This is a genomic window from Bradyrhizobium sp. 62B (assembly GCF_030272265.2).
In the GTDB taxonomy this organism is placed as follows: domain Bacteria; phylum Pseudomonadota; class Alphaproteobacteria; order Rhizobiales; family Xanthobacteraceae; genus Bradyrhizobium.
In genome coordinates, this window is sequence record NZ_CP092841.2 from 3,360,828 (window position 1) to 3,385,339 (window position 24,512).

Below are 24,512 nucleotides of genomic sequence, written 5' to 3' on the forward strand. Positions count from 1 at the left end.
TGTCTTGCGCTAGCCTCACGCCGGGACAGGCGGGGGCGTGGATGATTTTGCGTGGGGCTGTGCTGCTGATTGCGGCGGCAATGCTGGTTGGCTGTCAAACAGAGCGGAGCGGACTGGATTACGCGACCGCGATGCAGAGGATCGGACCGCCGAAGGCGGGGCAGGCGCGCATCGTGGTGTTTCGCGAGAAGGGGTTCGGTGGCGTAGCCGACGCAGGCTGGGAGTTTGCGTTGGATGGCGCGGTGCTCAAGGGTTTGAAGACCGGCACCTACCTCTATGTCGATCGGCCGGCCGGCCAGCACCAGTTTTTTGCGGCAGAGCCCGGTTTTCCCGGCGAGACGCATCAGGACATCGCAGTCCAGTCCGGCCGAACCTATTTCTATCTGGCCCGCAACAGCGATCGCAAGAATGCGGTGATCGCGAATGCCAGCACCGGGCTCCTCGGATACGGACTTACCCTGGCGATGACGTCGGCCTACAAGAATCAGGGTCCGGTGGATTTCTCGCCGGTCGATGAGGCGGCTGCGCGGACGACCGTCGCCGAACTGAAATTGGCCGAATGAGATCCGCGGCGAGACGGCCGTCGCAGCGAGACTGACGCCAGGCCGACGCCGGTGACGGGCCAGCCACGCCATCGCCTCAATCCGAGCCTTTCGTTCAACGGCCATTCAGCCGGCCGCGCGCCTGATGCGCGGTGCCAACAACAAAAGCGGGCAAGAGAGCCATGCGCGGGACGTTCAAAGTCTTCATCTGCCTTCTCCTGCCGATCATGGCCCTTGCCGCCGGCGCGCCGGACGCGGCCCGCGCCCAGCAGCCGGAGAAGCGCATCGCGCTCGTGGTCGGCAATGGCGCCTATGCCAAGTCGCCGCTGGCGACGACGGCGAACGATGCCGGCCTGATCGCGCAGACGCTGCAGGCGGCCGGCTTCGACGTCGTCGGCGCGCGCGATCTCGACGGCGACACGCTGCGCAAGAGTTTTCGCGACTTCATTCAGAAGGCCCAGGCCTCGGGGCCGGGGACGGTCGCCATGATCTATCTCGCCGGCTATGGCATGCAGATTGCCGGCGAGAACTATTTCATCCCGGTCGATTCCAACATCACCCGCGACACCGACATTCCGACCGAGGCCTTGCGCATCAGCGACTATGCGCGCCAGCTCGCCGCCATTCCGCTCAAGGCCAACATCGTCGTGCTCGACGCTGCCCGTGCGCAGCCCTTCATCGAGGGCGGTCAGCCGATCGCGAGCGGTCTGGCGCTGGTCGAGCCCGACCCGAACATGCTGATTGCGTTCAACGCGGCGCCCGGCACCGTCGCGCCGGAGGAGCCGGGGCCGTACGGCATCTATGCGCAGTCGCTGGCGGAGATGATCCGCACCGGCGGCCTGCCGCTGGCGGAAGTGTTCGACCGCGTCCGCCTGCGCGTCAACGAAGCCAGCAAGGGCGCGCAGGTGCCCTGGAACGAGCAGAAGATATCGGCGCCGTTCTCGTTCTTCGAGCGCGGGCCCGACGCGCCGCCGCCGCAGGCCGCACCCGACCAGGTCGCCGCCATCCGCAGCAAGCCGATCCGCGATCTAGGCGTGCAGGATGCCTATGCCGCCGCGCTCGAGCGCGACACGCTTGCGGCCTATGAGGAATTCCTCGCGGCCTATCCCGGTGATCCCCTCGCAAAGCGCGTGATGGCGATCGCCGCGGCGCGCCGCGAAGCCATCACCTGGCGTCGCACCTACCGGAACGACACGCCGGAGGCCTATTGGTCGTATCTGCGCCGCTATCCGCGCGGGCCGCACGCGGGCGATGCGCGCCGCCGCCTTGCGATCCTCACCGCGCCGGTCGAGCCACCGCCGAGCTTTGCGATGATCGACTACGACGTGCCGCCACCGCCGCCGGAGGAGGTGGTCTATGTCGATCGCCCGGTGCTGTATTTCAGCGATCCCGATTTCGGCTTCGCGCCGCCACCGCCGCCACCGGTCTATTATTTGCCGCCGCCGCCGCCGGATTTCGTCGTGCTGCCGCCGCCGATGCCGGTGGTTGGCCTGTTCGTGCTGCCGCAGCCGGTGTTCGTGCCGATCCCGGTGTTTGTCCGGCCGCCGGTCTATGTCGCGCCGCCGCCGAACAACATCATCTACCAGAACATCCATAATGCGACTGTCATCAACACCGTGATCAATCGTCCGCCGGCACCAGCCGCGGGCGTGGGAGCAGGGAGCGGACCGGCCAGTCTCGCGCCGGCGATTGCCGGTCGCGCCAGTCCCGCGGGCCCGACCCTGCCGCAGGCCGCCACGCAGCGCGCTACCCTGATTCAGCAGGGCAAGGCGCCGATGCCGCCGAGCGCGACGATCCAGCCGACGGCGAGGACCGCGACGCCTCCGGCCACGCCGACCGCCGTCGCGCCGACCGCAGCGCCATCCGTCGCGCCACAGCCCAGGCTGCCACAGGCCAACTCGCTGCCGGTCCCCGGTGCCCAAGGCGGGCCGCCGACGCCGCCCGCGGGGGCAGGGAGTGTACCGGGCAGCAGGCTCGCTCCGACGGCCACCGCCCCCACGAGCCCGCCGAGCCATCCGGCAGCGCCGACCACTGCAACTCCGGGCGCGACAGCGCCGGTTCATCCCAATGCGCCAACGGCGGCCGCCCCGGCGACTATTGCGCCCAACACGACAAACCCCGTCGCTGCGCCCGGCCAGCCGCCGAAGCCGCCGGTGGCGCAGATACCGCCCGGGACCGCCCCCGCGGACCGCGCCAAATCTGCCATCCGCGAGCCGGCTGGCACGCCACCGCCGGCTGCGCCGGGCTCCGCTCCTGGCGCCGCGGGGAGGCCGGTCCCACCGCTGCCCTCGGCCGCGCGCCAGCCGATCAGGCCGCAGAATCAGCCGTCGGCTGCTCCGGCGCAGGCAACCCGGCCGTCCGCGCCACCCGCGCACCCACAAGCCGTGGCAAGACCGACGCCCCCGCCGCCTGCGGCCGTCGCGCGTCCGACACCACCGCCTCCGCCGCGTGTCGCTTCGCCTCCACCGGCACGGGTGGCTCCGCCCGTGGCGGCAGTCCGGCCGGCGCCTCCGCCGGCCATGGCGCGGCCGGCGCCGCCGCCGCCGGTCGCCCGGCCGGCACCCCCGCCACCGCCCCGGATGGCGGTCGCGCCCCCGCCGCGCCCGGCGCCGCCTCCGCCGCGGCCTGCCGCGCCGCCGCCGGCGGCGGCAAAGAAGTGCCCGCCAAACCAGCCCAGGTGCTAACCCGGTACCAGCGGGGCGCCGGGCGATCCGCCTGGTCTTTACGGAAGGGGGCCTTGAGCGGGCGAAAACCGCCCGGATCAGGCCCTTATTCCCTTGCTTCTGGCCGAAATGGCGCTATACAGCGCGCCATCTCACACGGAAACATGGCTCACAAGGCCGTCCGGTGGCAGCCGGGGCGAGAACGCTCCGTCTTGCTCACACGTTTCCGGAGGAACCAACCGGAGAATTAGAACGATGGCGCTACCCGATTTCACTATGCGTCAGCTGCTTGAAGCTGGCGTGCACTTTGGTCACCAGTCTCACCGCTGGAATCCGAAAATGGCTCCGTTCATTTTCGGCGCCCGAAACAACATTCACATCGTCGACCTCGCGCAGACCGTGCCGATGCTGCACACCGCCTTGCAGGCGGTCAGCGACACCGTCGCCAAGGGCGGCCGCATCCTGTTCGTCGGCACCAAGCGCCAGGCGCAGGACGGCGTCGCGGACGCTGCCAAGCGCTGCGCGCAGTATTTCGTGAATTCGCGCTGGCTCGGCGGCACGCTGACCAACTGGAAGACGATCTCCGCCTCGATCAAGCGCCTGCGCCACCTCGACGACGTGCTGTCGGGCGGCGATGCCAGCTCCTACACCAAGAAGGAGCGCCTGACGCTGCAGCGCGAGCGCGACAAGCTCGACCGCTCGCTCGGCGGCATCAAGGACATGGGCGGTCTGCCCGACCTGATCTTCGTGATCGACACCAACAAGGAAGACATCGCGATCCAGGAGGCCCAGCGCCTCAACATCCCGGTCGCGGCGATCGTCGACACCAATTCGGACCCGAAGGGCATCACCTATGTGGTGCCGGGCAACGACGACGCCGGCCGTGCGATCGCGCTCTATTGCGATCTGATCGCGCGTGCAGCGATCGACGGCATCTCCCGCGCCCAGGGCGATTCGGGCATCGACGTCGGTGCGTCGGCCCGTCCGCTCGCCGAAGAACTGCCGGCGGCCTCGTCGAGCGGCTTCCAGGGCCTTGCCGGCCCGCGCGGCACCGCCGACGACCTCAAGAAGCTCCCGGGCGTGTCGGGTGCGATCGAGAAGAAGTTCAACGACCTCGGCATCTTCCACTATTGGCAGCTCGCCGAGCTCGACCACGACACCGCGCACAAGATCGGCGAAGAAGTCGGTTTGCCGAGCCGTGCGGACGCCTGGGTGGCTAAGGCCAAGGCGCTGACCGCGGAAGCGGAATAAAGTCAAAGAGAGCGATGGGTTGGCCGGAGTGGATCCGGCCACCATTTCAATTGACGCGAATCCCTGAGATGGACCGCGGCGGGGCGATCAAGCCGCGCCGCGGCGAACCGGCAGGCACAAAGGATTTTCAACGATGGCAACGATCACAGCTGCGATGGTCAAGGACCTGCGCGAGTCGACCGGCGCGGGCATGATGGACTGCAAGGCCGCCCTGACCGAAAACGACGGCAACATGGAAGCGGCGCAGGATTGGCTGCGCAAGAAGGGCCTGTCCAAGGCCGCCAAGAAGTCGGGCCGCGTCGCGGCCGAGGGTCTGATCGGCGCGCTCACCAAGGGCAACAAGGGCGTCGTTGTCGAGGTCAATTCCGAGACCGACTTCGTCGCGCGCAACGGTCAGTTCCAGGGCCTGGTCAAGATGATCGCCCAGGTCGCATTCGACGTCGGCGCCGATGTCGAAAAGATCAAGGCCGCCAAGGTCGGTGACGTCACGGTCGAAGCCGCGATCAACGACGCGATCGCCACCATCGGCGAGAACATGACGCTGCGCCGTGCCGCTTTGCTCGAAGTGAGCCAGGGCGTCGTCGCGCATTACGTCCACGGTGCCGTCGTCGACGGTGCCGGCAAGATGGGCGTGATCGTGGCGCTGGAATCGCCGGGCAAGGCCGACGAGCTCGCGGCCCTGGGCCGCCAGATCGCGATGCATGTTGCCGCCGCCAACCCGCTGGCGCTTGATCCGTCCGGCCTCGATCCGGCGGTCACCAAGCGCGAGAAGGACGTGCTCGCCGACAAATATCGCCAGCAGGGCAAGCCCGAGAACGTGATCGAGAAGATCGTCGAGTCCGGCCTCAAGACCTACTACAAGGAAGTCTGCCTGCTCGAGCAGGCCTTCATCCACGACACCGGCAAGTCGGTGGCGCAGGCCGTGAAGGAAGCCGAGGGCAAGGTCGGCGGCGCTGTGAAGATCGCTGGCTTTGTGCGCTATGCTCTCGGCGAGGGAATCGAGAAGCAGGAAAGCGACTTCGCGGCCGAGGTCGCCGCGGCCAGCGGCAAGAAGTAAGCGCCGGAACACCTCCTTCCGGCGTGCCGCCGGAAGCGGCGCCCGGGCAAGGAAAGTGCACATGACTGATCCGGTCTATCGTCGCGTCGTGATCAAGCTGTCCGGCGAATATCTCGCGGGACAGCAGGGGTTTGGCATCGACCAGGCGACCGTCGACCGGGTTGCGGACGATCTGATCGCGGCCCGCAAGCTCGGCTGCGAGGTTGCGGTCGTGATCGGCGGCGGCAATATCGTGCGCGGCGTCGAGGTCTCCGCCCGCGGCGTGTCGCGCCCGACCGGCGACACCATGGGCATGCTCGCCACCATGATGAACTGCCTCGCGCTGGAAGCGGCGATCGAGCGCAAGGGCGCGCCGGCGCGCACGCTGTCGGCCTTCGTCATGCCCGAGATTTCCGAGCTGTTCACCCGCACTGCGGCGCACAAATACCTCGCCGAGGGCCGCATCGTGCTGCTCGGCGGCGGAACCGGCAATCCGTTCTTCACCACCGATACGACCGCGGTGCTGCGCGCCGCCGAGATCGGCGCCCAGGCGGTGCTGAAGGCAACCAATGTCGACGGCGTCTACTCGGCCGATCCGAAGAAGGATCCTGCCGCCACGCGGTTTGACCGGCTGACCCATTCGCAGGCGATCGAGGGCGGCTACAAGGTGATGGATGCGACCGCCTTCGCGCTTGCCCGCGAGACGTCGCTGCCTATCATCGTATTCTCGATCGCGGAGCCGGGGTCGATCGGCGCGATTCTGCGCGGCGCCGGCCACGGAACCATCGTCGCCGGCTGAAGGCTCCCCTGACGCGCCTGAAAGGGAAGGGCGCGGGAGCAGTCGCCGGGATTTTGAAGGAGAAACGTGATGCCCACGGGTAATTTCGACCTCAACGAAGTGAAGCGCCGCATGCAAGGCGCCGTCGCCTCGCTCAAGCACGAGCTTGGCGGCCTGCGGACCGGGCGTGCGTCCGCCTCGATGCTCGATCCGGTCCAGGTCGACGCTTATGGCAGCCACATGCCGCTCAATCAGCTCGCCACCGTCAGCGTGCCGGAGCCGCGCCTGATCTCGGTGCAGGTCTGGGACAAGTCGATGGTCAAGGCGGTGGAGAAGGCGATCGTCGATTCCAATCTCGGCCTGTCGCCCGCGACCGAGGGCCAGGTGCTGCGCCTGCGCATCCCCGAGCTGAACGAGGAGCGGCGCAAGGAATTGGTGAAGGTCGCGCATAAATATGCGGAGGCCGCCAAGGTCGCCGCGCGCCACGTCCGCCGCGACGGCCTCGACGTGCTCAAGAAGCTCGAAAAGAATCACGAAATGTCGGAAGACGACCAGAAGCGTCACGCCGACGAGGTGCAGAAGGCGACCGACGGCACGATCGCCGAAATCGACCAGTTGCTGGCTGCCAAGGAAAAAGAGATCCTCACCGTTTAAGGCCGCCCCCGATGTCCAACGCCGCCGCGCCTGTCACGGAAGGACCCGATCGGTCCGAGGCGCCCGCGCATGTCGCCATCATCATGGATGGCAACGGGCGTTGGGCGGCCGCGCGAGGTCTGCCGCGTGCCGAGGGGCATCGCCGCGGCGTCGAGGCCCTGCGCCGCGTGGTGCGCGCCTCGCACGAGCTCGGCATCCGCTATCTCACCATCTTCTCCTTCTCGTCGGAGAACTGGTCGCGCCCGGCGAGCGAGATCGGCGATCTGTTCGGCCTGCTGCGCCGCTTCATCCGCAACGATTTGGCGAGCCTGCATCGCGACGGCGTCAAGGTCCGCATCATCGGCGAGCGCGAGGGGCTCGAGAGCGACATCTGCGCGCTCTTGAACGAGGCCGAGGAGCTGACGCGCGACAACACACGCCTGACGCTCGTCGTCGCCTTCAACTACGGCTCCCGCCAGGAGATCGCGAAGGCGGCGCAGAAGCTCGCCCGCGAGGTCGCCGAAGGCAAGCGCGACCCGGCCACGATCGACGCCGAGACGCTCGGCGCGCATCTCGATGCGCCCGACATTCCCGACCCCGATCTCATCATCCGCACCAGCGGCGAGCAGCGCCTGTCCAATTTCCTGATGTGGCAGGCGGCCTATAGCGAGCTCGTGTTCGTGCCGATCCATTGGCCCGATTTCGACAAGGCGGCGCTGGAAAGTGCGATCGCCGAATTTGCCAGGCGCGAGCGCCGTTTCGGCGGCCTGGTCGCGAAAACCGCCTCGTGAGCGAACACGATTCCGCACCGGTAGGCGCCAAGCCTACCCCGAGCAATCTCGTGATGCGAGTCCTCGCAGCGCTGGTGCTGGCGCCGCTGACCATCGCGATTGCTTATGCCGGCGGCTGGCTGTGGGCGCTGCTCGTCACCCTGGTTTCGATCGGGCTGTTCGCGGAATGGCTGACGGTGGTCGGCGCAGGCTCCGCCGCGCTGACGGGGGCAGGGACGATCGTCATCGCCATGATGGGCGCCGCCGTCGCCTTCGGCGGGCTCAAGACCTCAGTCGTCGTTGGGCTCGTCGGCGGCGCGATCGTGACGCTGATCGCGCGCGGCAAGTTCGTCTGGGCGGCGACGGGATTTGCCTATGCCGCGGCGGCTCTGCTGGCCTCGATCCTGGTGCGGAAGGATCTCGTCAACGGCTTCTCCGCGCTGATGTTCGTGCTGCTGGTGGTGTGGGCGACCGATATCGGCGGCTATTTCGCGGGCCGCAGCATCGGCGGGCCGAAGCTCTGGCCGCGCGTGAGCCCCAAGAAAACCTGGGCCGGCGCGATCGGCGGCTTTGTCGCAAGCCTCCTGGTTGCGGTCGGGTTCGCGGCTTCTGGGCTCGGGCAGATGGCGCCCTTGCTTTTCGTCAGCGCCATCCTCTCCGTGGTGTCGGCATTGGGCGATCTGTTCGAATCCGCCGTGAAACGGCGCTTCGGTGTCAAGGATTCCAGTCACTTAATTCCCGGCCATGGCGGGCTTTTGGACCGCCTGGACGGTTTTGTCGCCGCCATCCTGGCGGCCTGGATTATCGGCTTTCTCCGCCATGGTGTGCATAGCGCCGGAAGCGGTCTTATGGTTTGGTGAGGTTATGAGCGCAGTCCCATTGCGAAACAACAAGGCTGCGGCGACGTCCGTCCGCAGCGTCACGGTGCTCGGCGCCACCGGCTCGATCGGCGACAGCACGATGGACCTGCTGCGCGCCTCGCCCGAGCGCTATCGCGTCGAAGCCTTGACGGCGAACAGCAATGTCGCGGCGCTGGCAAAGCTCGCGAAGGAATTTTCCGCGCGCTACGTCGCGGTCGCCGACACCTCCAAGCTCGCTGAGCTCAAGGCTGCACTCGCGGGCACGAGCACCGAATGCGGGGCCGGCGAAAGTGCCGTGATCGAGGCCGGCGCTCGCCCGGCCGATTGGGTGATGGCGGCCGTCAGCGGCGCAGCCGGATTGAAGCCGGCACTGGCCGCGGTCGATCGCGGCGCGCATGTGGCGTTGGCCAACAAGGAATGCCTGGTTTGCGCCGGTGATTTCTTCATGCAGCGGGCGGCCAAGGCGGGCGCGTGCATCCTGCCGGCCGATTCCGAGCACAACGCGCTGTTCCAGGCCTTGGCATCCGGCAATCGCGATGAACTCGTCCGCGTCATCATCACGGCGTCGGGCGGCCCGTTCCGCACCTGGAAGCCCGCCGACATCGAGCAGGCCACGCTCGAGCAGGCCCTGAAGCACCCGAACTGGAGCATGGGCCAGAAGATCACGATCGATTCGGCCTCCATGATGAACAAGGGCCTCGAGGTGATCGAGGCCTCCTATCTGTTCGCACTCACGCCCGACGAGATCGACGTGCTCGTGCATCCGCAGTCGATCATCCACGGCATGGTCGAGTTCTCCGACCGGTCGGTGATGGCCCAGCTCGGCGCGCCCGACATGCGTACCCCGATCGCGCATTGCCTCGGCTGGCCCGACCGCATCAAGGGGCCGGCGGCGAAGCTCGATTTGGCCAAGATCGGCCAGCTGACTTTCGAGGCGCCGGATTTCGAGCGCTTCCCCGGGCTGCGCCTGGCTTTCGACTCGCTCCGAACCGGGAAGGGGGCGACCACCGTCTACAACGCCGCCAACGAGGTCGCGGTGGCCGCGTTCATCGCCGGCAAGATCCGGTTCGGGGCCATTGCCCGGCTGGTGGAGGCGACACTGAACGACTGGATCCGCGAAGGGAACCAGGCCCCCATGACGTCAGCCGATGATGCAATCTCTGTTGACCATGTTGCGCGAAATAAAGCTGCCGCCCTATTGCCTCAAATTGCCTTAAAGGCATCCTAGATGGTTCGGGGCCAGGGCCTTGCGGCGCTGGATGAGGGAATTCGATGATCGACTTTTTTACCCATAGTTTCAATACGTTGAGCCATGGGCTCCTCGGCTACGCGGTTCCCTTCCTGTTCGTCCTGACGATCGTCGTGTTCTTCCACGAGCTCGGCCACTTTTTGGTCGCGCGCTGGGCCGGCGTGCGCGTCCTGACCTTTTCGCTCGGTTTCGGACCTGAGCTGGTCGGCTTCAACGACCGCCACGGCACCCGCTGGAAGATCTCGGCGATCCCGCTCGGCGGCTACGTCAAATTCTTCGGCGACGAGAGCGAGGCCTCGACCCCGTCCGCGCAGACGCTTGCGGCCATGTCGGCTGAGGAGCGCGCCGGCAGCTTCCACCACAAGAAGGTCGCACCGCGCGCCGCCATCGTCGCGGCCGGACCGATCGCCAATTTCATCCTGGGCGCGCTGATTTTCGCGGGCATGGCCCTGTATTACGGCAAGCCGAGCACGATCGCGCGCGTCGACGGCATCGTCGCCGACGGCGCTGCGGCGGCGGCCGGCTTCAAGGTCGGGGACGTCGTCGTCCAGATCGACGGCAAGCCGATCGAGAGCTTTGCCGACATGCAGCGAATCGTTGCGACGAATGCCGGTTCAGCGCTTGCCTTCCAGGTGAAGCGGGACGGTACCATCGTATCGCTGACGGCGACGCCGGCGCTGCTCGAGCGCAAGGATCCGTTCGGCAACAGTCACCGTCTGGGCGTGCTCGGCGTCGAGCACAAATCGCAGGCCGGCGAGGCCTCGACCGCGCCGGTCGGCATCGGCGAGGCCCTCAAGATCGGGGTCGAGCAGGTCTGGTTCATCATCACCAGCACCTTCAAGTTCCTGGGCTCGCTGTTCGTCGGTAACGGCAACCCCAACGAGGTCAGCGGCGTCCTGGGAATCGCGAAGATGTCGGGGCAGGCGGCCAGCGCCGGGTTCCAGTTCGTGATCAACCTGTGTGCGGTGCTGTCGGTGTCGATCGGCCTGCTGAACCTGTTCCCGATTCCGCTGCTCGATGGCGGCCACCTGATGTTCTATGCGGCCGAAGTGGTCCGCGGCCGGCCCTTGTCCGAGCGGACTCAGGAGATGGGGTTCCGAATCGGGCTCGGTTTGGTGCTGATGTTGATGGTGTTTGCGACCTACAACGACATCCTGCGGATGGCGGCATCCTGATGGCGGCTTTTTTGTGGCGTTGCTGTTGAGCAACGTCTTGGAATGAAATTGAAATCACGACGCTTTCGGCCGTTTGCGGCGTCGGTGAAATTGGCTACAAGCGGCCTCGACTTGGGGAATCTTCCAGACCGGCGTTGGGGTTGGGTCTGGTTCGGAATGATAAGGGCGCGTTGCGCGATGAAGTTTGGACTGCGACTCCGGGGGGGCTTGCTCGCAACCCTGATCATGTTCGGCGCGCCGGTGGTTGCCCCGGTCGGGGCTGTTTTTGTGTCTTCGTCTGCGCTCGCTCAGACCGTCCAGTCGATTTCCGTCGAAGGAAATCGCCGCGTCGAGGTGGAGACCATCCGCTCCTATTTCAAGCCGGGTCCGGGCGGTCGCCTGGATCAAGCGGCGATCGACGACGGCCTCAAGGCGCTGATCGAGACCGGCCTGTTCCAGGACGTCAGGATCAACCGCGGTGCCGGCGGCCAGATCATCGTCTCCGTGGTGGAAAACCCGGTGATCGGCCGTGTCGCCTTCGAGGGCAACAAGAAGATCAAGGACGAGCAGCTCACCACTGAGGTCCAGTCCAAGGCGCGCGGCACCTTCTCGCGCGCCATGGTGCAGTCCGACACGCTGCGAATCGCTGAGATCTATCGCCGGTCCGGCCGCTACGACGTGCGCGTCACGCCCGAGATCATCGAGCAGCCGAACAACCGCGTCGACCTCATCTTCACGGTCGAGGAAGGCGCCAAGACCGGCGTCAAGTCGATCGAGTTCGTCGGCAACAGCGCGTTCTCGTCCTATCGCCTGCGTGACGTCATCAAGACGCGCGAATCGAACCTCTTGAGCTTCCTCGCCAGCGGTGACATTTACGATCCCGACCGCGTCGAAGCCGACCGCGACCTGATCCGCCGCTTCTATCTCAAGAACGGTTACGCCGACGTCCAGGTGGTGGCCGCGCTCACCGAATACGATCCGGAGAAGAAGGGCTTCAACGTCACCTTCAAGATCGAGGAAGGCGCCCAGTACCGCGTCGGCGCGGTCGACTTCCGCTCCAGCATTCCGAACTTCGATCCCACCTCGATGCGCGGCTATTCGCGCGTCCATGCCGGCTCGCTCTACAACGTCGAATCGGTCGAGAAGTCGGTCGAGGAGATGCAGATCGAGGCCTCGCGCCGCGGTTACGCCTTCGCCGTGGTCCGTCCCGGCGGCGACCGCAACTTCGAGGCGCACACCGTCTCCGTGGTGTTCAACATCGACGAGGGCCCGCGCACCTATATCGAGCGCATCAACCTGCGCGGCAACACCCGCACCCGCGACTATGTGATCCGCCGCGAGTTCGACATCTCCGAGGGCGATGCCTACAACCGCGCCCTGGTCGACCGTGCCGAACGGCGCCTGAAGAACCTCGACTACTTCAAGAGCGTGAAGATCACGACGGAGCCCGGCTCGTCGAGCGATCGCGTGGTCCTGATCGTCGACATGGAAGAGAAATCGACCGGCGACTTCTCGATCTCGGGCGGTTACTCCACCACTGACGGCGCGCTGGCCGAAGTCTCGATCTCCGAGCGCAATCTGCTCGGCCGCGGCCTGTTCGCCAAGGCGTCGGTGACCTATGGCCAGTATGCACGCGGCTACTCGCTGTCGTTCGTCGAGCCGTACCTGCTCGATTACCGCGTCGCGCTCGGCCTCGACCTCTATCAGCGTGAGCAGAAGTCCAACAGCTACATCTCCTACGGTACCAAGACGCTCGGCTTCTCGCCGCGCCTCGGCTTCTCGCTGCGCGAGGATCTGTCGCTGCAGCTGCGCTACTCGATCTACCGGCAGGAAATCACGCTGCCGTACTATCTGGCGAACTGTAACAACAACATCGGCACGTCGGCGTTCAATCCGAGCCCGGCCTTCGCCGCGGCCACCGGCGGCATCGACCTGAGCGGGACCAACGGCCTCGGCTGCTACAGCGACGGTGAAGCCTCGCTGCCGGTGCGCAAGGAGCTTGCCAATGGCAAGACCCTGACCTCGGCGCTCGGCTACACGCTGACCTACAACACGTTGGACAACAACAAGAACCCGACCGACGGTCTGCTCGTCGACTTCCGTCAGGATTTCGCCGGCGTCGGCGGCGACGTCTCCTACCTGAAGTCCGTGGTCGACGCGAAGTACTACACTCCGCTGGTGTCTGACATCGTCGGCCTCGTCCGCGTGCAGAGCGGCATGCTGAACAAGATCGGCAGCGATCTACGCATGCTCGATCACTTCCAGATGGGTTCGAACCTCGTTCGCGGCTTTGCTCCGAACGGCATCGGCCCGCGCGACTTGAATCCCTACGGCACGCAGGATGCGCTCGGCGGCACCAAGTATTGGGGCGCTTCGCTCGAACTGCAGATGCCGTTCTGGTTCCTGCCGAAGGAAGTGGGTCTGAAGGGTGCGGTCTATGCCGACGCCGGCGGCCTCTACGACTATAAGGGACCGACCAGCTGGACCACGACCAACGAGGTCAACGCTCCCGGCTGTATCCCCTCGACCATCAATCCATCGAGCACCGGAACCTGTACCGGCCTCGTCTATGACGATAGCAAGGTCGTCCGCTCGTCGGTTGGTGTCGGTCTGATCTGGCAGTCGCCATTCGGTCCGCTGCGCTTCGACTACGCCGTGCCGCTCAGCAAGGGCAAGTACGACCGTGTCCAGGAGTTCCGGTTCGGCGGCGGCACCACGTTCTAGTTCGATCAGCACGGCACGATCCGGATCAATGGAGCCGGTTTCCGAAAGGGATCGTGCCATTCCAAGAGATGGGGCATGATGCGGCTTGACCGCTTCATGCCGAAGCCGGACCGCGACGGGGTGGAATGGCGCAGCCGACCTTCTTCAAAAAGCCGCCGGCCTCGACGCTGGCCGGCATCGCCGCGCAGACCAAGGCGCAGCTGATCGACCCGTCGAGGGGCGACCAGATCATCACGGGTCTTGCTTCGCTCGACGAAGCCGGCCCGATGCACTTGGCCTTTTTTGACAACCTCAAATATATCGGGGAACTCAAGGCGACCCGCGCCGGGGCCTGCCTGGTGAGCCCGCGCTTCGAGGCCCAGGTGCCCGCCCACGTGGCCGTGCTGCGGGTGGCGCAGCCGTTCCGCGCCTTTGTCGGGATCGCACGGGAATGGCATGCCGATGCGCTGCGCCCGCAGTCCTGGTTCGGCATCGAGGGTATTGCACCGTCAGCCATCATCGATCCCTCGGCCCGGATTGAGGACGACGTCATCGTCGAGCCCCTGGCGGTCATCGGCCCGGACGTCGAGATCGGCAGCGGCACGGTGATCGGCGCCGGCGCGGTCATCGGCCCTGGCGTCAAGATCGGCCGGGACTGCAATGTCGGTGCCCGCACGGCCATCCAGTGCGCCCTGATCGGCAACGACGTGCTGATCCATCCCGGCTGCTCGATCGGGCAGGACGGTTACGGTTTCATCTTCTTCGGCCCCGAGGGTCACCTGAAAGTGCCGCAGACCGGCCGCGTGCTGATCCAGAACCATGTGGAGGTCGGCGCCGGCACCACCATCGATCGCGGGTCCTTGCGCGACACCGTGATCGGGGAGGGCACCAAAATCGACAATCAGGTCCAGATCGGCCACAATGTGACCATCGGCCGGAATTGTCTGCTGGCGGCTCAGATCGGTCTCGCCGGCAGCCTGACCATCGGCGACAATGTGGCGCTGGGTGCCAAGGTGGGCATCAACAACCACCTCAAGATCGGCGACGGAGCCCAGGTCACCGCGATGAGCGGCGTCAAGGACGACATCCCGGCGGGCGGACGCTGGGGCGGATTTTTTGCCAAACCGACCAAGCAATGGTTCAAGGAGATCATCGCGGTGGAGCGTCTGGTACGCGACAGCAAGGCCGATGCGAAGGACGAGGGACGGGAATGACGGCGGAATCACCTGTGAAGTTCGAGCTGGTGGACATCAATGCGATCCTCCAGACCCTGCCGCACCGCTTTCCGATGCTGCTGATCGACCGCGTGATCAACATCCGCGCCGACTACAGCGGCATCGGCATCAAGAACGTCACCTTCAACGAGCCGGCCTTCCAGGGGCATTTCCCGGAGCGCCCGGTCTATCCCGGCGTCATGATGATCGAGGCGATGGCGCAGACGGCGGGCGTGATCGGCATCAAGTCGGTCGAAGGCACCGAGAAACCCCGCGCGGTGTATTTCCTCACCATCGACAAGTGCAAGTTCCGCAAGCCCGTGCTGCCCGGCGACACCATCGAGTACCACATGCGCTCGCTCGGCCGCCGCAAGGCCATGTGGTGGTTTCACGGCGATGCCAAGGTCAACGGCCAGGTGGTTGCGGAAGCCGATGTCGGCGCCATGCTGACGGACTGAGGCGGCTTCGGCGTCGAGCTGGACCTCACGCGCTGCAATCGTAGCGGCCGCCGACGGCCTCGCGCCTGATATGCCGGTTAAAGAACTGGCCCATGGACGGCGCGCCCAGAAGGTTGTCGACCGTCTCGGCCGCGACGCCGCAATAGCGCGCATAGGAGCCGCCGGTCGCAACGACGAGGTCATGCTGTGCGCGGTCGTAGCAGACGCGTTGAAGCACCGTGCTGCGACTGATGTCGCGGCATTCGAATGTCGCAAGGTCGATGGGCCGGCGATCGACGGTCTCGACCGTTTCCGAGACGATCGGCGCGGTTGCAAGCTGTGCAAGCAGAAGTGCCAGGGCCCTGACCACGAGTGTTGAAGCTCCGCATGAACGTGTTGACGGACCGGGACGGCTGCCTCATCCGATACTTGAAACAGGCAGAGATGATACGTCACTGGACAGATCGGGCATAGACGCGCTAACCACCGGAAAACCGAGCGACTTCAATACATAATCAGAGCTTCCTAACGAGTAAGATTGCTTGATGAGCAAGATTGATCCCACCGCACGGGTCGCGGACGGAGCCGTGATCGGCGAGGGCACCGAGATCGGGCCCTATTGCATCATCGGCCCGAACGTCGTGATCGGCGCGAACTGCAAGCTGATCGGGCATGTGCATATCACAGCGCAGACCACCATCGGCGATGATTGCACCATCTACCCGTTCGCCTCGCTCGGCACGCCGCCGCAGTCGCTCAGCTATCGTGGCGAGCTGACGAAGCTCACGATCGGATCGGGATGCACCATCCGGGAATCCGTGACGATGAACGCCGGCACGGTCGCCGGCGGCGGCGTCACGACGGTCGGCGATCGCGGCTACTTCATGAATTGCAGCCATGTCGGCCATGACTGCCATGTCGGCAATGACGTGATCTTCGCGACCTCGGCGACGCTCGGCGGTCACGCCGAGATCGGCGACTTCGTCTTCATCGGCGGCCTGTCCGCGGTGCACCAGTTTACCCGTATCGGACCGCAGGTCATGGTCGGCGGCGTCTGCGGCGTGCGCGACGACATCATCCCGTTCGGTCTCGTCAACGGCCAATACGCGGTGCTCGAGGGCCTCAACATCATCGGCATGAAGCGGCGCAAGTTCACCAAGCAGCGGCTGGCGACGGTGCGCGGATTCTACCAAAAGCTCTTCCATGGCCCCGGCACCTTCGCCGAGCGGCTGGAGGCATCCCGGCCGCTCGCGGGCGAAGATCCGGCGATCGCCGAAATCCTCGACTTCATCGGCAAGGGCAAACGCCCGCTCTGCCTTCCCGCCATCGCGAAGTGATTTTGGGATGGCCGCGGGCATGACATCGGCGGCTGCGGAGATCGCATCGCCGGTCGGCATCGTCGCCGGCGGCGGCGCGATGCCGTTCGCGGTCGCCGACTCGCTTGCCGCCCGCGGCATCACGCCGGTGCTGTTTCCGCTGCGGGGGGCCTGCGATCCGGCGCGGCTTGAGAAATTCCGTCACCGCTGGATTTCGGTCGGCCAGCTCGGCCGCGCAATGCGGCTGTTTCGCGAGGAAGGCTGCCGCGACCTGATCTTCATCGGCACATTGGTGCGGCCCTCGCTCTCGGAGATCCGGTTCGACGTCAAGACGCTGCGCCTGCTCGGCAACGTGATCCGCGCCTTTCGCGGCGGCGACGATCATCTGTTGTCCGGCGTCGGCCGCATCCTCGAGCAGGACGGCTTCCGCATGGTCGGCATCAAGGACGTCGCACCCGACCTCCTGATGCCCGAGGGCTGCATCAGCCGCGCCTGGCCGAACGACAACAGCAAGACCGACATCGCGCGGGGCCGCGCGGTGCTGGCCGCGCTCGGCCCGTTCGACATCGGCCAGGCTGCGGTCGTGATCGACGGCCATGTGGTCGCGGTCGAGGACATCGAGGGCACCGACGCGCTGCTCGCGCGCGTCGCGCGCCTGCGTGAAGAGGGACGCATTCGCGCAGCTACGGGCCGCGGCGTGCTGGTGAAGGCGCCGAAGAGCAACCAGGATCTGCGCTTCGACCTGCCGACGATCGGCCCGCGCACGCTCGAAGGTGTCGCCGCCGCGGGCCTCGCCGGCATCGCCGTCATTGCCGGCAACACCATCGCGGCCGAGCCGCAGGCGATGATTACGCTGGCAGACGCCAAATACCTCTTCGTCATCGGCCTGCCGGCGTGATGCAATCCCGCGATCCCAAGCGCAGGATCTTCCTGATCGCCACCGAGGAATCCGGCGACCGGCTCGGCAGCGCCTTGATGAAGGTGCTGCGCCAGCGCCTCGGCGACGGCGTCGAGTTCGCAGGCGTCGGCGGCCGCACCATGGCGCGCGAAGGGCTGGAATCGCTGTTTCCGATCGAGGAACTGTCGATCGTCGGCTTCGCCGCAGTGGTGCAGCAATTGCCGAAGATCCTGCGGTTGATACGCGACACCGCGGACGCCGTGCTCGAAGCTGCGCCTGACGCGCTCGTCATCATCGACAGTCCCGATTTCACCCATCGCGTCGCCCGCCGCGTGCGCGCGAAGAATTCCGCAATTCCGGTGGTCGATTACGTCTCGCCGCAGCTCTGGGCGTGGCGGCCGGGGCGGGCGCGGACCATGCTCGGCTATGTCGACCACGTTCTCGGCCTGCTGCCGTTCGAGCCGGAGGAATACCGCAAGCTCGGCGGGCCGCCATGCAGCTATGTCGGCCATCCCCTGGTCGAGCAATTGTCCTCGCTGCGCCCGAATGCGGAGGAGCAGGCCCGCCGCGACGGCGAGCCGCCGGTGCTGCTGGTGCTGCCCGGCAGCCGTCGCAGCGAGGTCAGGCACCATCTCGACGTGTTCGGCGCAACGCTCGGCCGCTTGCAGGCGGACGGTCTCGCCTTCGAGCTGATACTGCCGACCATGCCGCATCTCGAAGCCACCATCCGCGAAGGCATCGCGAATTGGCCGGTCAAACCGAGGATCGTGACCGGGGAGAACGAGAAGCGCGCCGTATTCCGCATCGCGCGTGCAGCCCTGGCCAAATCCGGCACCGTGACGCTGGAGCTCGCGTTGTCGGGCATTCCGATGGTGACCGCCTATCGCGTCGGCGCGGTCGAGGCCTTCATTCTGCGCCGCGCGATCCGCGTCTCCTCGGTGATCCTCGCCAATCTCGTGATCGGTGAGGACGTCATTCCCGAGTATCTGCAGGAGGACTGCACGCCGGAGAAGCTGGCGCCGGCGCTTCACGATGTGCTGACGGAGTCCCCGCTGCGCCGGCGGCAAGTCGAAGCCTTTGCCCAGCTCGACCGGATCATGTCGACGGGCAACAGGTCACCGAGCGTGCTGGCGGCCGACATCGTGCTGGCCACGATGCGGAAGGGCGGCAGACCAAGCTAGGCGCCTTGCAAGCGTCGGCTGGCAGCGGCCGAGCGGAGGTCACTTGGTTTGAGCGCAATTGGCGGCTTTTGTCCCCGAAGCGGACATCGGCCAAGCCAAATCAAGGCCGAATGGTCGCCGCAACCGCCGGCGACAAAATGGCACATTTGAGTTGGCGGGTTGTGCGAGATCGTTAATGCACGCTTAGCTTAGTTCGAGTTAGGTCGGGAGCGTGCACCCTGCGGGCCAGTCGCTCAAAATCAGGCAGGCAAAGTTCTGTAAGAGTTACAGATGAAGATTAAGCTTGCTCTCGCAGCGTTCCTAGTCCTCGGCATCGCTGTTCTCGGCTATGCCTACGCCCGTGGCTATCCGCCGTTCACCTCTCAATTTGTACAGACTTGCGAAATGGCAATCCAGGAGCGGTTAGCGGTTCCCTCCACCTATCAACGGATCGGGCTGGACGACTCCAGAAGAACGATCACCTGGGACGAATTTTTCGCCGAGCCGGAGCGCGCCGTCTCCGCGTCAACCAGACGATCCATGATGCAAGCTGCGCGCCACCCGCCGGTTCAGTACGTGGCGCTCATTGACTACCAAGCTCAGGACTCCATCGGCGCCATCATTCGAGAAAGGGCGTCATGTACTTTCAACTCGCTCGATGGGAGCGATGCGCCTACCCGAACGTTCTGGGTGAAGATCGATGGCGAACGTAATCTGGAGTGGGCCGCCAGGCAGCCCAACGCCGCAACGATACATCGGCGCTTGTTGAAAAATCTGTGATGCGCCGGCTGGTCGGCTATTGGCTCAAGGGCGACTTGCGTCAACGTATGCTTCACGTCTGCTTCGGAGAATAAAGCGGACCCAACACAAATTTGCTGGACACGCTACGCCAAGCCCGCATCGACCCGAAAACATTGTCCGGTAATGCGTTGGCTGTCATCTGAGGCGAGGAAGAGCGCCATGCTGGCAATGTCCTCGGGCGTCACCGCATCGGGAACGGCCTGGCGCGCGCGCATCTCGGTAATGACCCGCTCGTCCGGATACCACAGCCGGCGCTGGCGTTCGGTGACGACCATGCCGGGCGCGATCGCATTGACGCGGATGCGGTCGGGGCCGACCGAACGGGCCAGCGAATTAGTGAAGCCGACGATCGCGGCTTTTGCCCCGGCATAGACCGGCAACGCCGGGGCGCCGCGCATCCAGGCGATCGAGGACATGTTGATGATCGAGCCGCCGTCGCGCACCTGCATCTGCGGCACGACCGCTTGGGCGGCGAAGAAGACGTGCTTGAAATTGACGCCGACCATCCAGTCGAACTCGGCGGGCGTCACCTCCGCCAGCATCTGGCGCTGGTCGTTGGCGGCGTTGTTGACGAGCACTGCGGCGTTGCCGAGCGCGCGCTGGATCTCTGCCATGCCGGCGCGCAAGGCTTCGATGTCCAGGAGATCGCAGGGCACGAATAGCGGCGCTGTCCCGCAGGCGTCCGCGACCTCGGCGGTCAGTGCTGTGCCGGCGGTATCGTCGATATCGAGGAAAGCGACCCGGGCGCCTTGGGCGGCGAAGGCGCGCACGAAGGCGGCACCGATGCCGCTGGCGCCACCGGTGATCAGCACCACGCGGTCCGCGAGGCCGGCATAGCTCGTGTTGGTCATGCGATCAGTCGCTCCGTCTCGGGGTCGAACAGGCAAATGCGGCGGGTGTCGAGCGCGAAGGAGGCGGACGCGCCCGGCGCGGGCCGGATATCGGGCGAGATGCGTGCCATTGCGGGCTCGCCCCCGAGCCGCAGCGACACCATGGTCTCGGCGCCGGTCGGCTCGACCATGTCCACGGGGGCCTCGACGAGGACAGGTGCATCGTTCGAAAACACGCGGCTGCCCTCGGCAATGCATTCAGGCCTGATCCCGAACACCACGTCGCGGCCGACAAAGGGCGCTGCGCCGGCATAGTCTTTCAGGCGCAGGCGGATCTCGTCCGGCCGGCCCGCGCCGATCACGACCACCAGCCCGTCATTTTCGCTCTCGAGCCGTGCCGGGATCGTGTTCATCGGCGGCGAGCCCATGAAACGCGCGACGAACAGATTCGCGGGATAGCGGTACACGGTATCGGGGTCGGCGAATTGCTGGACGCGGCCCTGATGCATCACGGCGATCCGCGTCGCCATCGTCATGGCTTCGATCTGGTCGTGGGTGACATAGACGATGGTGGCGCCGATGCGCTGGTGCAGGCGCTTGATCTCCATCCGCATCTCGACGCGCAGCTTGGCGTCGAGGTTGGAGAGCGGCTCGTCGAACAGGAAGAGCAGGGGATCGCGCACCAAGGCGCGCCCCATCGCGACGCGCTGGCGCTGCCCGCCGGAGAGCTGCGACGGTTTGCGGCCGAGCAGCGTCTCGATCTGCAGCAGCTTTGCGACATTGGCGACCGCCTTGTCCTGCTCGGCCTTGGGCACGTGACGGCATTCCATGCCGAAGGTGATGTTCTGCCGCACCGTCATCGACGGATAGAGCGCGTAGGACTGGAACACCATGGCGATGTCGCGGTCTTTCGGCGCGACGTCGTTGACGACGCGCCCGCCGATCTCGATCGTCCCGGCACTCGGGTGGTCGAGCCCGGCGACGATGTTGAGCAGCGTGGACTTGCCGCAGCCGGACGGCCCGACCAGCACGGTGAATTCACCGCTCTCGATGTCGAGGGCGATGTCCTTCAGCACCTCCAGATTGGCGTAGCGCTTGGACAGGGCGCGAATGCTCAGTGCTGCCATGACGTCTCCATCATTTCACGGCCCCGGCAGTCAGGCCGCGGACGAAGTATTTGCCGCCGAGGAGGTAGATCAGCAGCGTCGGCAGCGCCGCGATGATCACCGCCGCGCTCTGCACGCCATGCTGCGGGATATCGGCGACTGCGGCGGAGAGCGCGATCAGCGCCGCCGTGACGGGCTGCTGCTGGCCGGTCGTGAACGTCACGCCATACAGGAACTCATTCCAGATATGGGTGAATTGCCAGATCACCGTGACGATCAGGATCGGCCCGGAGAGCGGCAGGATGATGCGCCAGAAGATGCGGAAGAAGCCGGCGCCGTCGATCCGCGCGGCCCTGATCAGTTCATGGGGAATGGCGACATAGTAGTTGCGGCAGAACAGCGTGGTGAAGGATAGACCCTGGATGGTGTGGATCAGCACGAGGCCGGCCAGCGTGTTGATGAGACCGATGTCGCGCAGCACGATGGTCCAGGGCAACAGGCGCATCTGCTGCGGCAGGAAAAGGCCGAGCGTCACGATTCCGTAAATCCAGGTGTCGCCGCGAAAGCGCCAGAGCGATATGGCGTACCCGGCGATCGCGCCGAGCAGTGTCGAGAAGATTGTCGCAGGGATCGTGACCAGCGCGGAGTTCAGCATGTACGGCCGGATGCCGGCGCAGGTCTCGGCGACGCAGAAGCCGCTCCAGGCCGCGGCGTAGTTGGCCCAGGCAAGGTGTTGCGGCCAGCCGATCATCGAGCCCTGCGCGATCTCCTCGTTGGTGCGGAGCGAGTTCAGGACGACGACGGCGAGCGGCGCGAGCCAGGCCACAGCGATCAGTGAAACGGCGAGATAGATCAAGATCCGGCTTGGGGTGAAGCTGCGCTCACGCATAGGCGGCCCGCCGTCGCTGGGCGTATCGCCAAGCCGCATAGGGCAGCAGCACCGCCAGAAGAATGAGCAGCATCAGGACTGCTGCGGCAGCGCCCCGGCCGAGCAGGCTGCGCTGGAACATCAGGTCGTAGACGACGAGGGCGGGGAGCTGGGTCGCAATTCCCGGCCCGCCATTGGTGAGCGCGCGGACGAGGTCGAACGTCGAAATCGCGAACTGCAGCTGGATCACGACGACGGTGATGGTGATCGGCCAGAGCGAGGGCAGGATGATGCGCCGGTAGATGCGGACGGGTCCGGCGCCGTCGATCTGCGCGGCCTTGATGATGTCGGCGTCGACGGACCTGAGGCCGGCAAGGAAGAGCGCCATGGCAAAGCCGGAGGATTGCCAGATCGCCGCGATGACGATGGTCCAGATCGCCATGTCGCGGTCGATCAGCCAGTCGAACCTGAAGGAGGTCCAGCCGAGATCATGGACCAGCTTCTGGATCCCGAGGCCGGGATTGAGCAGCCAGCTCCAGACCGTGCCGGTGACCACGAACGACACCGCGAGGGGATAGAGGAAGATCGACCGCAGCACGTTCTCGCCGCGAATGCGCTGATCGAGCAGGATCGCCAGAATGAGGCCGGTCGCCGCGCTCAACACCACGAAAGCGCTGCCGAACAGCAGCAGATTGTCGAAGGCGATCTGCCAGTTTCGCGAGGCCGCAACCGCGGAATAGTTGCGCAAGCCGACCCAGCCTGTAACAGGGATCAGCGTGGACGGCGTGAACGAGATCCAGATCGTCCACAGCGAGAACGACACGAGGTGCGCGGCGGAGAGCAGCAGCGGCACCCAGATCATCAGATATTCGGGCAGCCGGCGCACCCATTCGGGAAGCGCCGGCCGAGCCGGTCTCATCGCGCCGACGTTGCTCAACGCGCGCCCTCGACGGCCTCGGCGAGACGGGTCGCCGCCTGCTCGGGCTTGATCGTCTTGTTCTTCACGTATTCCGTGATCACGTCGATCATCGCGGCCGTCATGCCGTTTTCCTGCGCCATGTTGTGCGCCATGCTGAGGACGGCCTGGTTGCTGGCAATGGCGTCCTTCAGCGCCTTTGCGGTGGTGCGCTGACCGTCCGACCAGCCCTCGCCGGACAGATCGACGTCGGTGCGCACAGGGATCGATCCCGTGATCTGCGAGTACATGGTCTGGATGGCCGGATCCATCACGAGCTGGGCCATCAGCGTCTGGCCGGCTTGCAGGTCAGCCTCCTTGCGCTGCCAGAAGATGAAGGCATCGGCATTGAGCAGGAACACCGGCTTGCCGTTGTCGCTGGGGCCGGGCGCAATCGTAAAATCCTCGAACTTGAAACCGGCGTTGCGCAACACGCCCTGCGCCCAGCCGCCCATGATCATCATGCCCATGTCGCCGTCGGCGAAGCGCTTCAAATTGGTCGAGAAGTGTTGGGCGCCGACATTGGGATCCATCCAGTCGGCGATCTTGCGCACCTGCGCGAACGCAGCCTTGATCTCGGGACCCTCCAGGGCCTTCTTCTCGAGATTCATGATGGCCGCGCGGTAGGCGAGGGGACTGATGCCGGCGAGAGCGGCCTCGAATTTCTGCCCGTCGTCCGGTCGCGTTCCGCCGTTGGCGATGGGAAAGGCGACGCCGCCCGCCTTCATCTTTTCGGCGAGGTCGTTGAACTCCGCCCATGTGACCGGGATCTTGTCGGCCTTGGCCTTGTCCATCGCGCGCTTGGACAGGAACAGCATGTTGGTGCTGTAGATCTGCAGCGGCAGCGCGATCCAATTGCCGCCGGGCTTGTGCAGTTTCGCAAGGTCCGGCGCCACGACCTTCTCGTAACCGGCGGCCGCGACGACGGCGTCGAGATCGACGGTCGGGGCGATCTTCGACCAGGCCGCAATCTCGGGACCCTTGAGTTGCGAGCAGGCCGGGGGATCGCCGGCCATGATCTGGGCGCGCAACTTGTTCATCATCTCGGTGGTGAAGCCGGGGACGGGCGAATGCTGCCAGACGCCGCCCTTCTCCTCGAACTTCTTGCCGAGCGCCGTGATGGCCGCGCCGTCGCTGCCCGCGGACCATTGCGAGATCGCGGTCAGGCGCGGTTTGACAGCGCCTTGCGCGCGGGCAAAGGCCGGAAGCGCGAGCGTGGCAACGGATCCAGCGAGCAGACGACGCCTTGTTGTTGTGATCGGCATTTCAGTTCCTCCCGGTGTGAAGT

Annotated in this window: 23 protein-coding genes; 17 read left to right on the forward strand and 6 right to left on the reverse strand. The window is 65.8% G+C overall.

Going from position 1 to position 24,512, the window contains the following annotated elements:
* Window positions 1-41: 41 nt before the first annotated feature.
* The 13 genes from ML401_RS15715 to fabZ all read left to right on the forward strand — a co-directional run bounded on the left by ML401_RS15715 (window position 42) and on the right by fabZ (window position 15,311).
* Complete coding sequence (locus tag ML401_RS15715) at window positions 42-563, forward strand: hypothetical protein (RefSeq protein WP_211416835.1); 522 nt, start codon at window positions 42-44, stop codon at window positions 561-563.
* Window positions 564-724: 161 nt separating this feature from the next.
* Window positions 725-3,226 (forward strand): caspase domain-containing protein, encoded by a 2,502-nt coding sequence (locus ML401_RS15720; protein ID WP_285812409.1) that lies wholly within the window; start codon window positions 725-727, stop codon window positions 3,224-3,226.
* A gap of 234 nt (window positions 3,227-3,460) precedes the next feature.
* A complete protein-coding gene (locus ML401_RS15725) occupies window positions 3,461-4,456 on the forward strand; it encodes a 30S ribosomal protein S2 (protein WP_194407888.1) in 996 nt (331 codons plus the stop codon).
* Window positions 4,457-4,589: 133 nt separating this feature from the next.
* A complete protein-coding gene (tsf, locus tag ML401_RS15730) occupies window positions 4,590-5,513 on the forward strand; it encodes a translation elongation factor Ts (RefSeq protein ID WP_194407889.1) in 924 nt (307 codons plus the stop codon).
* Window positions 5,514-5,574: 61 nt separating this feature from the next.
* Window positions 5,575-6,291, forward strand: a complete 717-nt coding sequence (gene pyrH, locus ML401_RS15735) for a UMP kinase (protein ID WP_194407890.1) — start codon at window positions 5,575-5,577, stop codon at window positions 6,289-6,291.
* 69 nt (window positions 6,292-6,360) lie between these two features.
* Window positions 6,361-6,924: a ribosome recycling factor gene (gene frr, locus ML401_RS15740; RefSeq protein ID WP_100179729.1), complete on the forward strand. Its 564-nt coding sequence runs from the start codon at window positions 6,361-6,363 to the stop codon at window positions 6,922-6,924.
* An 11-nt stretch (window positions 6,925-6,935) separates the two neighbouring features.
* On the forward strand, window positions 6,936-7,694 hold the full coding sequence (locus tag ML401_RS15745; protein WP_211416837.1) for an isoprenyl transferase: 759 nt from the start codon (window positions 6,936-6,938) through the stop codon (window positions 7,692-7,694).
* Entirely contained in the window at window positions 7,691-8,533 is an 843-nt protein-coding gene (locus ML401_RS15750) for a phosphatidate cytidylyltransferase (protein ID WP_285812410.1), read from the forward strand. The genes ML401_RS15745 and ML401_RS15750 overlap by 4 nt, the downstream gene beginning before the upstream one ends.
* A gap of 4 nt (window positions 8,534-8,537) precedes the next feature.
* On the forward strand, window positions 8,538-9,761 hold the full coding sequence (dxr, locus tag ML401_RS15755; protein ID WP_259207635.1) for a 1-deoxy-D-xylulose-5-phosphate reductoisomerase: 1,224 nt from the start codon (window positions 8,538-8,540) through the stop codon (window positions 9,759-9,761).
* A 44-nt stretch (window positions 9,762-9,805) separates the two neighbouring features.
* Window positions 9,806-10,957: an RIP metalloprotease RseP gene (gene rseP / locus ML401_RS15760; RefSeq protein ID WP_194407894.1), complete on the forward strand. Its 1,152-nt coding sequence runs from the start codon at window positions 9,806-9,808 to the stop codon at window positions 10,955-10,957.
* A gap of 177 nt (window positions 10,958-11,134) precedes the next feature.
* Window positions 11,135-13,660: an outer membrane protein assembly factor BamA gene (gene bamA, locus ML401_RS15765; RefSeq protein WP_259207651.1), complete on the forward strand. Its 2,526-nt coding sequence runs from the start codon at window positions 11,135-11,137 to the stop codon at window positions 13,658-13,660.
* A gap of 125 nt (window positions 13,661-13,785) precedes the next feature.
* Window positions 13,786-14,853, forward strand: coding sequence for a UDP-3-O-(3-hydroxymyristoyl)glucosamine N-acyltransferase (lpxD, locus tag ML401_RS15770; protein WP_194407896.1), 1,068 nt, complete (start codon window positions 13,786-13,788; stop codon window positions 14,851-14,853).
* The gene (gene fabZ, locus ML401_RS15775; RefSeq protein WP_024341283.1) at window positions 14,850-15,311 is read left to right on the forward strand and encodes a 3-hydroxyacyl-ACP dehydratase FabZ; all 462 of its coding nucleotides are present in this window, start codon (window positions 14,850-14,852) and stop codon (window positions 15,309-15,311) included. The genes lpxD and fabZ overlap by 4 nt, the downstream gene beginning before the upstream one ends.
* 25 nt (window positions 15,312-15,336) lie before the next feature.
* Here the strand turns inward: fabZ and ML401_RS15780 are convergent, their stop codons facing one another.
* Complete coding sequence (locus ML401_RS15780) at window positions 15,337-15,660, reverse strand: KTSC domain-containing protein (protein ID WP_285812411.1); 324 nt, start codon at window positions 15,658-15,660, stop codon at window positions 15,337-15,339.
* Between the two features lie 175 nt (window positions 15,661-15,835).
* Here ML401_RS15780 and lpxA point away from each other — a divergent pair, with 175 nt between their 5' ends.
* The 4 genes from lpxA to ML401_RS15800 all read left to right on the forward strand — a co-directional run bounded on the left by lpxA (window position 15,836) and on the right by ML401_RS15800 (window position 19,444).
* The gene (lpxA, locus tag ML401_RS15785; RefSeq protein ID WP_211416843.1) at window positions 15,836-16,627 is read left to right on the forward strand and encodes an acyl-ACP--UDP-N-acetylglucosamine O-acyltransferase; all 792 of its coding nucleotides are present in this window, start codon (window positions 15,836-15,838) and stop codon (window positions 16,625-16,627) included.
* 19 nt (window positions 16,628-16,646) lie between these two features.
* On the forward strand, window positions 16,647-17,504 hold the full coding sequence (locus ML401_RS15790; RefSeq protein ID WP_211416844.1) for an LpxI family protein: 858 nt from the start codon (window positions 16,647-16,649) through the stop codon (window positions 17,502-17,504).
* Complete coding sequence (gene lpxB / locus ML401_RS15795; protein WP_285812412.1) at window positions 17,501-18,685, forward strand: lipid-A-disaccharide synthase; 1,185 nt, start codon at window positions 17,501-17,503, stop codon at window positions 18,683-18,685. Before ML401_RS15790 ends, lpxB begins: the two co-directional genes overlap by 4 nt.
* A 270-nt stretch (window positions 18,686-18,955) precedes the next feature.
* Window positions 18,956-19,444, forward strand: a complete 489-nt coding sequence (locus tag ML401_RS15800) for a hypothetical protein (RefSeq protein WP_212069149.1) — start codon at window positions 18,956-18,958, stop codon at window positions 19,442-19,444.
* A gap of 104 nt (window positions 19,445-19,548) precedes the next feature.
* On the opposite strand, the gene ML401_RS15805 is transcribed toward ML401_RS15800, so the two are convergent.
* The 5 genes from ML401_RS15805 to ML401_RS15825 are packed head-to-tail and all read right to left on the reverse strand — an operon-like array spanning window position 19,549 to window position 24,489.
* Window positions 19,549-20,316: an SDR family NAD(P)-dependent oxidoreductase gene (locus tag ML401_RS15805; RefSeq protein ID WP_285812413.1), complete on the reverse strand. Its 768-nt coding sequence runs from the start codon at window positions 20,314-20,316 to the stop codon at window positions 19,549-19,551.
* Window positions 20,313-21,422: an ABC transporter ATP-binding protein gene (locus tag ML401_RS15810; RefSeq protein WP_285812414.1), complete on the reverse strand. Its 1,110-nt coding sequence runs from the start codon at window positions 21,420-21,422 to the stop codon at window positions 20,313-20,315. Before ML401_RS15810 ends, ML401_RS15805 begins: the two co-directional genes overlap by 4 nt.
* Window positions 21,423-21,432: 10 nt before the next feature.
* The gene (locus ML401_RS15815) at window positions 21,433-22,290 is read right to left on the reverse strand and encodes a carbohydrate ABC transporter permease (RefSeq protein WP_194407906.1); all 858 of its coding nucleotides are present in this window, start codon (window positions 22,288-22,290) and stop codon (window positions 21,433-21,435) included.
* The gene (locus tag ML401_RS15820; RefSeq protein WP_194408286.1) at window positions 22,283-23,188 is read right to left on the reverse strand and encodes a carbohydrate ABC transporter permease; all 906 of its coding nucleotides are present in this window, start codon (window positions 23,186-23,188) and stop codon (window positions 22,283-22,285) included. The genes ML401_RS15815 and ML401_RS15820 overlap by 8 nt, the downstream gene beginning before the upstream one ends.
* A gap of 14 nt (window positions 23,189-23,202) precedes the next feature.
* Window positions 23,203-24,489: an ABC transporter substrate-binding protein gene (locus tag ML401_RS15825; RefSeq protein ID WP_285812415.1), complete on the reverse strand. Its 1,287-nt coding sequence runs from the start codon at window positions 24,487-24,489 to the stop codon at window positions 23,203-23,205.
* Window positions 24,490-24,512: the final 23 nt, after the last annotated feature.

Bases quoted from the DNA above. Each gene is read 5' to 3' on its own strand.
- dxr (WP_259207635.1), top strand. From the start codon at position 8,538: ATGAGCGCAGTCCCATTGCGAAACAACAAGGCTGCGGCGACGTCCGTC.
- ML401_RS15790 (WP_211416844.1), top strand. From the start codon at position 16,647: ATGACATCGGCGGCTGCGGAGATCGCATCGCCGGTCGGCATCGTCGCC.
- ML401_RS15725 (WP_194407888.1), top strand. From the start codon at position 3,461: ATGGCGCTACCCGATTTCACTATGCGTCAGCTGCTTGAAGCTGGCGTG.
- ML401_RS15745 (WP_211416837.1), top strand. From the start codon at position 6,936: ATGTCCAACGCCGCCGCGCCTGTCACGGAAGGACCCGATCGGTCCGAG.
- ML401_RS15805 (WP_285812413.1), bottom strand. From the start codon at position 20,316: ATGACCAACACGAGCTATGCCGGCCTCGCGGACCGCGTGGTGCTGATC.
- lpxA (WP_211416843.1), top strand. From the start codon at position 15,836: ATGAGCAAGATTGATCCCACCGCACGGGTCGCGGACGGAGCCGTGATC.
- rseP (WP_194407894.1), top strand. From the start codon at position 9,806: ATGATCGACTTTTTTACCCATAGTTTCAATACGTTGAGCCATGGGCTC.
- ML401_RS15720 (WP_285812409.1), top strand. From the start codon at position 725: ATGCGCGGGACGTTCAAAGTCTTCATCTGCCTTCTCCTGCCGATCATG.
- tsf (WP_194407889.1), top strand. From the start codon at position 4,590: ATGGCAACGATCACAGCTGCGATGGTCAAGGACCTGCGCGAGTCGACC.
- ML401_RS15825 (WP_285812415.1), bottom strand. From the start codon at position 24,489: ATGCCGATCACAACAACAAGGCGTCGTCTGCTCGCTGGATCCGTTGCC.
- frr (WP_100179729.1), top strand. From the start codon at position 6,361: ATGCCCACGGGTAATTTCGACCTCAACGAAGTGAAGCGCCGCATGCAA.
- pyrH (WP_194407890.1), top strand. From the start codon at position 5,575: ATGACTGATCCGGTCTATCGTCGCGTCGTGATCAAGCTGTCCGGCGAA.
- ML401_RS15815 (WP_194407906.1), bottom strand. From the start codon at position 22,290: ATGCGTGAGCGCAGCTTCACCCCAAGCCGGATCTTGATCTATCTCGCC.
- ML401_RS15715 (WP_211416835.1), top strand. From the start codon at position 42: ATGATTTTGCGTGGGGCTGTGCTGCTGATTGCGGCGGCAATGCTGGTT.
- bamA (WP_259207651.1), top strand. From the start codon at position 11,135: ATGAAGTTTGGACTGCGACTCCGGGGGGGCTTGCTCGCAACCCTGATC.
- lpxD (WP_194407896.1), top strand. From the start codon at position 13,786: ATGGCGCAGCCGACCTTCTTCAAAAAGCCGCCGGCCTCGACGCTGGCC.
- ML401_RS15820 (WP_194408286.1), bottom strand. From the start codon at position 23,188: ATGAGACCGGCTCGGCCGGCGCTTCCCGAATGGGTGCGCCGGCTGCCC.
- ML401_RS15800 (WP_212069149.1), top strand. From the start codon at position 18,956: ATGAAGATTAAGCTTGCTCTCGCAGCGTTCCTAGTCCTCGGCATCGCT.
- ML401_RS15810 (WP_285812414.1), bottom strand. From the start codon at position 21,422: ATGGCAGCACTGAGCATTCGCGCCCTGTCCAAGCGCTACGCCAATCTG.
- fabZ (WP_024341283.1), top strand. From the start codon at position 14,850: ATGACGGCGGAATCACCTGTGAAGTTCGAGCTGGTGGACATCAATGCG.